The 8039-nt window shown below is 53.2% G+C and carries 8 protein-coding genes; 1 reads left to right on the top strand and 7 read right to left on the bottom strand.

The genetic code is table 11. The annotated features are described in order from the left end of the window. Positions 1-23: 23 nt before the first annotated feature. Complete coding sequence (gene deoC / locus AC128V_RS05785) at positions 24-989, bottom strand: deoxyribose-phosphate aldolase (RefSeq protein WP_482763727.1); 966 nt, start codon at positions 987-989, stop codon at positions 24-26. A gap of 27 nt (positions 990-1016) precedes the next feature. Then, positions 1017-1874 (bottom strand): SDR family NAD(P)-dependent oxidoreductase, encoded by an 858-nt coding sequence (locus tag AC128V_RS05780; RefSeq protein ID WP_482763726.1) that lies wholly within the window; start codon positions 1872-1874, stop codon positions 1017-1019. 57 nt (positions 1875-1931) lie between these two features. On the opposite strand from AC128V_RS05780, the gene AC128V_RS05775 reads away from it, so the two are divergent. Beyond that, positions 1932-3131 (top strand): MFS transporter, encoded by a 1200-nt coding sequence (locus tag AC128V_RS05775; protein WP_482763725.1) that lies wholly within the window; start codon positions 1932-1934, stop codon positions 3129-3131. Here AC128V_RS05775 and AC128V_RS05770 read toward each other — a convergent pair. The 5 genes from AC128V_RS05770 to AC128V_RS05750 form a co-directional block, all read right to left on the bottom strand. Beyond that, positions 3103-3699, bottom strand: a complete 597-nt coding sequence (locus tag AC128V_RS05770) for an RBBP9/YdeN family alpha/beta hydrolase (protein WP_482763724.1) — start codon at positions 3697-3699, stop codon at positions 3103-3105. The genes AC128V_RS05775 and AC128V_RS05770 overlap by 29 nt on opposite strands. A gap of 3 nt (positions 3700-3702) precedes the next feature. Continuing rightward, positions 3703-5178, bottom strand: coding sequence for an NAD-dependent succinate-semialdehyde dehydrogenase (locus AC128V_RS05765; RefSeq protein ID WP_482763723.1), 1476 nt, complete (start codon positions 5176-5178; stop codon positions 3703-3705). After that, positions 5175-7280, bottom strand: a complete 2106-nt coding sequence (locus AC128V_RS05760) for a heavy metal translocating P-type ATPase (RefSeq protein ID WP_482763722.1) — start codon at positions 7278-7280, stop codon at positions 5175-5177. The genes AC128V_RS05765 and AC128V_RS05760 overlap by 4 nt, the downstream gene beginning before the upstream one ends. Beyond that, positions 7273-7494, bottom strand: coding sequence for a heavy-metal-associated domain-containing protein (locus AC128V_RS05755; protein WP_482763721.1), 222 nt, complete (start codon positions 7492-7494; stop codon positions 7273-7275). The genes AC128V_RS05760 and AC128V_RS05755 overlap by 8 nt, the downstream gene beginning before the upstream one ends. A 74-nt stretch (positions 7495-7568) precedes the next feature. Next, a complete protein-coding gene (locus AC128V_RS05750; RefSeq protein ID WP_482763720.1) occupies positions 7569-7865 on the bottom strand; it encodes an ArsR/SmtB family transcription factor in 297 nt (98 codons plus the stop codon). Between the last annotated feature and the right edge of the window lie 174 nt (positions 7866-8039).

Here is an 8039-nt window from a genome sequence, read left to right as displayed (position 1 = left end):
TGCGTATTCGAACATCATTTTCCTTAGTCCACGCTCACATAATCTGGGCCGGAGTAGTTGCCGGTCTTTAGTTTCTGACGCTGCATCAAAACATCGTTTAGCAAACTCGATGCACCGAATCTAAATAGGTCTGGGCTTAGCCACTGCTCGCCCGCGGTTTCCTTTACGACCACCAAATACTTAATGGCGTCTTTTGCGGTGCGAATTCCACCGGCAGGCTTTACGCCAATAAGAACCCCGTGCTCGTCATACCAATCGCGCACTGCCTGCAGCATCAACATGGTGATTGGAATGGTGGCGTTTACCGTGACCTTGCCGGTCGAGGTCTTAATGAAATCGCCACCAGCCAACATCGCGAGGTAGCTTGCTCTGCGAATGTTGTCGTAGGTCTGCAATTCACCGGTTTCTAAAATCACCTTGAGGTGAGCGTAGGAACCATCGCTGCGCTTGCAAGCTTGTTTAACTGCCTGAATCTGTTTGAAAACCTCTAGGTAGTTGCCGCTTAGGAATGCACCGCGATCGATAACCATGTCGATCTCGTCGGCACCGGCTTTGACAGCGTCCTTGGTGTCGAGCAATTTAACCGGGACGCTTGCGCGTCCGGAAGGAAAAGCAGTGGCAACTGCGGCGACATAGATCCCGCTATTACCAAGGGCCTTCTTAGCGTGCTTGACCATGTCGCCATAAACACATATGGCTGCAGGGCGCGGGCAATCCAAATCGGTTGGGTCTGGGGTTAGTGCTTTTAGGCAAAGGCTGCGCACGCGTTCCGGGGTGTCCATGCCTTCGAGAGTTGTGAGGTCCATCATCTTGATGGCGGCATCCAATGCCCACGCCTTAGAGGAAGTCTTTATCGATCGAGTTCCAAGGGAAGCGGCTCTAGCCTCAAGACCAACTTTGTCAACACCTGGAAGCGAGTGAAGCCAGCGCCTGAGGCTCTGATTTGTGATCCGAGAGCCGACGATGGCTTCCGGGCTAAGTGGCTGCAAGATAACTCCTTGAAATCTCCACCAAGCCTACCTCTTACTTAGGAATTTCACCCCGGTGAGCTCTTCGCTGGTGCGCCAAAGCGCCGCCATTGCCTCAGCATCGTGAGAGCGTTTTGAGCCTTTGATTTTCTTCGGCTTACCCCAAAGTTCCAGGCTCGGACCTATGAAATCGCCGCTGTCTATATCGCTGCCGAGGGATGCGTAGATCTGGCTCTGTGCACCCTGCTTTGCAGTTTGGGCGAACGGGTCCAGCACGTGAGGGAAGTTCTCCTGCAGTCCGGTAACCGCCCAGCCCGGGTGCGCGGCAATCGATTTACAATGACCGCCTTCGGCGGTAATACGGTTGTGCAGCTCGCGCGCAAACCAGAGGCATGCCAACTTAGAGTCTGCGTAGCGTTGCCAACGGTTATATTTCGATTCACTTGCTCCGCGAACAATCTCTGTGCTTGCGCTATCGAAGTTGCCTCTGCGGTGAACAACTGAGCTCAGTGAAATCACGCGAGGATCGGTTGCCTTTTGTAGCTGTGCCCAGAGCCCTGCGGTTATGACGAAGTGCCCTAGGTGATTGGTCGCCATCTGGATTTCGATGCCCTGTTTGGAAAGCTTGAAATCTGGGCCCATGAGACCTGCGTTGTTCATCAAGACATCTACCGGACTAGTGATTGATGCGGCAAATTCTTTGACCTGGTCGAAGTCCGACACATCCAACACCTTTGCCGTGATCGAGACTTCTGGGTTGTGAGTTTGGATGTCTTTGGCAGCATCGAGAAGGCGTTTTTCTCCTCTTGCCAGAAGGGTTAGGTCAAAGCCTTTGGCTGCTAGCGCTTTGGCAGATTCAAGACCGAGTCCGGAGCTTGCTCCGGTGATTATTGCGTATGGCTTCACAGCCAAAAACTACCACTGAGCCTTACTAAACTTTGGTGTAATCACATCGAGGTGTCCATGCAATCCAGCACGCAGCTGACTTTGAAACTGGGCATACCTCAAATAATCACTTGGGGATCTGGCTTTTACCTCCCTGCAATCCTCGCTGTCCCTATCTCCAAAGACCTGGGCATTCCCACCGAAACCCTCTTTTGGGCCTTCACCATTTCACTTCTGGTTTCAGGCCTAATTGGGCCAAGGATTGGCAAGGCTATTGACCGTCTAGGAGGCCGCCGAGTTCTACCATTTGGCAATCTGGCCTTCGCTTTGGGATTGTCCCTACTGGCGCTCAGTTCAGAGCCCGTTCTGCTATTTGTGGCCTGGATCTTTATGGGCATCGGAGCATCGATGGGCAACTACGACTCGGCTTTTGCAACCGCGGTTTCGTTCTTGGGCACCAAAGCCAACAAGGTCATTGCCGGCATCACCGTGTTCGCCGGATTCTCCTCAACTATTTCCTGGCCGCTGACATCGTTTTTGAACGACAGTTTCAGTTGGCAGACAGCGGTTTGGTTCTGGGTCGTCATGCACCTGTTGGTTGCGCTGCCAATTCACCTTTCGATCCCAAGTGTCGAACCTAGAGAAGTGGCCGATGCCACCGGACCGATTCGCAAAGTCATCAAAAACCGGTTCCGCTTTGATCCGCTGCTGCTGGTTTTTGCGGTGATGTTTGCGCTGGAGGGGTTCATTGTTTCTAGCGTGAATAGCACCTTGCCGTTCATGCTCAGCGAAATAGGTGCCGAACAACAGGTGGCAATCTTCGCCGCTGCCATTTTGGGACCTTCGCAGGTGGCAGCCAGGTTGTTGTTGGTGGCACTTGATCGCTACCTAACTCCAATGCGGGTGGCAGCGATCTCGATCTTGGTTCACCCCGCAGGGGTGATTCTGCTTTTGATTTTTGGGGCTAATGCGATTTTGCCGTTTGTGATTCTTCACGGTATTGGCGTTGGCCTAAATCCATTTATCCGAGGTTCACTGCCGCTTTTGTTCTTTGGTTCAGAGAGCTATGGCCAGCGCCAGGGTTACGTGATGATGCTCAGCAAAATAGTCTCCGCGCTAAGTCCAACACTGCTCACTCTGATGCTTTTGGCAAATCCACAATTGGCGATCGTTTCAACCATGTCTATGGGGCTTGCGGCGATGACCCTGCTGATTCTTTTGGCCTTCATGCGCAGGTCCAGAAATCAAACTAACGTTCTGGTAAAGCCTGCAGATTAGCGCTTTCTACCCAGTTTTCCAGCCCTCGCCAGCTGCCCCAGCCATCATCAAGAGAGAAGTGTCCTGCCCCTTGAACCACGATGGTTTCAAGACCCAGCGACTGATAGAAACCTGTGCCATTTGGCTGCCAGCGATCTTTGTCGCTAGCTACCGCTGTGACGTTTCCTGCCCACTTATTCATCTGAGGCTTTAGGGCTGGGTTTCTAAAGTCCAGCGGCTCGCCCTCGATTCCGGTGGTTTCTGCGGTCATAACTGGGTCTGGGATTGCAACCAGAAGCGCTCTGTCAAAAGGCTTGCTGAACAAATCGGTCAGCGCTCCATAGAGGAAGTTAATGGTTCCGAGTGAATGCGCAATAACGATCTTCTCGCCCGCTTCAACATCATCCATCATGTTGGACTCTTGTCGAAGCAAGTCCTGCCATTCGGTTGGGTTAGGAGTGTCTGGGTTTGGAAACTGTGGATACCAAACTTGGTGACCCTGGTTGCGCAATTTCGCTGCTGTGAGGCGCATCCAGTGGCCCTCAGGACGACGGTTGGTCCAACCGTGAAGCATTAGTACTTTCGACACTAGTTAGACCATTGGGTCGGCGATGCCAACGTAGACGGTCTCTAGGTATTCCTCGATGCCCTCGAGAGATCCCTCACGACCAAGACCAGACTGCTTGACCCCACCAAATGGACCTGCTGGATTAGAAACCAATCCGGTGTTCAGGCCAAACATTCCAGTCTCAAGCTTCTCGGCTAGACGCAGACCACGGTTGAGGTCCTTGGTGAAGGCATAGGCAACCAGGCCGTATTCGGTGTCGTTTGCCATTGCAACAGCTTCGTCCTCGGTCTTGAATGTGACGATTGGGGCTACTGGACCGAAGATTTCGTTTTTGAGAATCTCGCTGTTTGCAGCTACCCCTTGCAGCACGGTTGGTGGGTAGAAATAGCCCTCGCCAGTTGGGATGACGCCACCGGTGAGGACTTTTGCTCCCCTTGAGGTTGCGTCATTCACCAGTGCGTGAATAGCGTTTCTCGACTTCTCATCGATAACCGGTCCAATGTTGGTGCCCTCTTCGACTCCTCTGGCGACCTTGAGTGCTGAAAACCTTGCGGTTAGCTTCTGGGCAAACTCATCGGCAACGGATTCGTGAATCAGGAAGCGGTTAGCTGCGGTGCAGGCCTCGCCCATGTTGCGAAGTTTTGCCTGCATTGCGCCTTCAACAGCCTTGTCGACATCAGCATCTTCGAAAACTAAGAACGGCGCATTGCCACCAAGTTCCATTGAGGTGCGCAGCACCTGGTCGGCAGAGTCCTTAATCAGCATCTTGCCAATAGGAGTTGATCCGGTGAAGGAGAGCTTACGAAGCCGAGAGTCTTTGATAATCGGTCCGGTGACCTCGGAAACTCGAGAGGTCTGAATCACGTTCACCACACCAGCTGGAACTCCAACCTCTTGCAGAACCTTTGCGAATAGCAAAGAGGTCAGCGGGGTTAGGGCAGCAGGCTTCAGGATCGAGGTGCAACCAGCTGCGATTGCTGGCCCGATCTTTCTGGTGGCCATGGCTAGCGGGAAATTCCAGGGGGTAATCAAAAGTGCAGGGCCAACCGGCTTTTTGAGAACCATCAAACGGTTCTTGCCATCTGGTGCGGTTTGGTAGCGACCGTTTACGCGCACTGCCTCTTCAGAGAACCAACGCAAAAACTCAGATCCGTAGGCGACCTCACCCTTGGCCTCTAGAAATGGCTTTCCCATTTCAAGCGACATCAAAATCGCAAAGTCATCGCTCATCGCGGTGATCTTCTCGAACGCTGCACGAAGTAGCTCAGCCCTCACGCGAGGTGCGGTGGCTGCCCAGGACTTTTGAGTGTCATGAGCTGCTGCGATGGCCTCTTGGCCATCTTCAAAGGAAGCATCGGCAATGGTCTTTAGCAGTTTGCCGGTGGCAGGGTCAAAGACGTCAAAAGTCTTGCCATCGGAGGCATCACGCCAAACTCCGTTGATGTAAAGACCGGTTGGAACTAGATCGAGAACGCGCTTCTCGTCGGCAGAGGTAATCACTTAGCCACTCCTTCGTGTACTTCTATATCCTGCCACTTTAGGCGCTGAGAATTCACCACAACCGAGACAGAACTAAATGCCATTGCCGCTCCGGCAAGCATCGGGTTTAGCAGTCCCATCGCCGCAACTGGAATCAAAATCAGGTTGTAACCAAAGGCCCAACCTAGGTTTTGCAAGATGTTTCGGTGGGTGCGCTTGGCAAGTGAAAGTGCGTAGGCCACGTTGAGCGGGTTGTCATCCAAGATTGTGATCGCACTGGCAGCTTGGGCTGCGTGAGCGCCAGAACCCATTGCAATACCAACATCTGCGCGAGCAAGAGCCGCCACATCGTTGATGCCATCGCCAACCATCGCGGTGACCTGGTTTGCACTATGAAGAAGTTCTAGCTTTTGCTCAGGGGTTACTCCGCCGCGGAAGCTCTCGATTGTAAGCTGGGTGGCGATTACCTCAACGCGTGCTGGGTGGTCGCCAGAAAGTAACTCAACTTCGATACCCATCTTTGTCAGCGCGGCAACTGCCTCTTTGGCACCAACGCGTACCTCGTCGCTAAGTTCGATCAGGCCGTGGGCCCAACCTTCCCAAGCAACCACAACCAAGGTGTTTGGTCCCGCGTTAGCAAGAGCTTCATCTAACTCCAGTTGGTTTTCATAGCTACCCGGTCGCTCAACGCTCACCAGCTTGCCCTCGACCAAACCGGTAAGTCCGACACCAGCCTGCTCGGTGACCTCGGTGGCTGTGAATTGGTTGCTGAGTTTGCTGATTGCTTTGGCCACCGGGTGATTTGAACCCTGTTCGACTGCAGCGGCATAAGCCAGCATGGTGGCAGAACCTACACCGCCCAGTCCACGGGAGTTCACGACTCGAAGCTGACCATCGGTGAGCGTTCCAGTCTTATCGAAAATAACCCGCTTCACGCGAGAAGCCAACCTGAGCGAATCTGGGTTTCTAATGACCAAAGACTTCTTAGTGCCCAAACCAGTGGCAACCGTAAGACTCATCGGAACAGCAATGCCCAGAGCACAAGGGCAGGCAATCACCAGCACTGCAACCGCCGCCGAAACTGCAAAGTCGGTGCTGGCACCAAGCAAGCTCCAAACCGCGAAGGTAGCACCGGCGATGACGATAACGCTTGGAACGAAGATGCTGGAAATACGGTCGGCAAGAGATCCAAGCTGGGTCTTTTGAGCAGTTGCCTCACGAACCAAGTCTGCAATTCGAGAAAGTCGAGAGACACTCGCGCTTCCGGTTGCTTCAAGCTCAATCTGGCCATCAAGCGACGTTGCCCCTGCCGAGAGCTCACCGCCCTGGGTAATGGCTACCGGCAAGCTTTCTCCGGTGAGAGTTGAAAGATCGATCAGTGCATTTGCAGAGAGCAACTTGCCATCGACCGGAATTCGTTCACCGGCGTTTACAAATACCTTGTCGCCTTGGCGAACCTCTTGGGATGCGATCGTCATGCGCTCGCCATCGCGCTCGATGTTTGCCTTTTCTGGGATGGCTGCAAGCAGTGCTCTGACCGCATCGGTTGCGCTTCTTCTAGCGCGGACTTCGATGTATCGACCAATTAGTACAACTGCAGGCACGACAGCGCTGACTTCGAAGTAATTGTGTGGGTGACCGGCCAGCGTCATGTAAACGCTGTATCCGTATGCCACCAGGGAGCCTAAGGAAACCAGGGTGTCCATGGTGGAATTGAGGTGCCTTAGATTCTTCAGCGCAGCTTTGTGGAAGGGGTATGCCACGTAGACAATTACGACTGTGGCCAAACCCCAGACCAGGTATTGGGATCCTGTGAATGCAAACCATGTCACCATGCCGAACAGCATGGTTAGCCCCGCAAAGATTGAACCAATCCAGAGTCTTGGTTTTAGGGTTTGAAGTTCTGACCTACCAGATCCGACCTTGTAGCCGGCTGCTTCAACCGCTTGAGAAAGCTCGGCCTGTGTTACTTCTGGGCTTAGTTGAAGGTGAGCCTTTTCCGTTGCAAAGTCAACGTAGGCAGTTACTCCAGAGAGCTTGTTGAGATTCTTTTCGACCCGCCTAGCGCAAGCCGTGCAGGTCATCCCCTCAATTTCAAGCTCTTGAAGATTAGTTTTAGGCATCTAGGGAGGTGAATTCCTTGGCGGTGTAACCGGCGGCGGTAATTGCCTCGGAAAGCTGGTCATTGGAAAGACCACTCTGCTCAATAACAGCACTGCCCTTTGCGTGGTCTACCTGCACGTTTGAAACTCCAGCAAGACCGCTGAGCTCCTTGGTGATGGTCATTGCACAGTGCCCGCAGGTCATGCCCTCGATTTGGATCTCTACTTTGCTCACTTTGTCTCCTTTGAATTGCTGTTGGTTCTTCTAACTAGGACAACCCAGGGGGGTTGCTAGAAAATTTCGTGAAGCTAGGCGTTGAACAGGTTTGCGATTTGGCTCCAGCGCTCTTTGTTGAGTGAATACCAAACCCAGGTGCCGCGGCGCTCGCCACTAATTAGGCCAGCCTCGGCGAGCTTTTTTAGGTGGTGGCTGATGGTTGGTTGGGTCAGATCAAGTGGTTCGGTTAGGTTGCAAACGCAAGACTCTTGGTTTTCACTGGCGGCAATCATCGCCAAAATCTGGAGCCTGGTTGGATCTGCCACTGCCTTGAGGGCGGTTGCCATCGACTCCGCGGTCGTGCGAGCAAGCGGTTCTGCCCCTGCCACTGGAAGGCAGTCTAAAAGCTGCAGCGGAATTCTCGTAACCACGTGTTAACCTGTCTGTATAGATACTTATCTATAATCTCAACCAGTCGGCTAAATAGATAGGTGTCTAAGTGAAGTTTACGTTAGGGCAACGCTTGTCGGCCGAGTTCATTGGCACCGCAGGCATTGTTGCGG

It is taken from the genome of Aquiluna sp. (assembly GCF_965064355.1).
The sequence above is the reverse complement of the archived record's forward strand: the minus strand, read 5'-3'. Positions and strand labels throughout refer to the sequence as shown.

Coding starts and splice junctions, on each gene's coding strand:
- AC128V_RS05760 (WP_482763722.1), bottom strand. CDS start 7,280: ATGCCTAAAACTAATCTTCAAGAGCTTGAAATTGAGGGGATGACCTGC.
- AC128V_RS05775 (WP_482763725.1), top strand. CDS start 1,932: ATGCAATCCAGCACGCAGCTGACTTTGAAACTGGGCATACCTCAAATA.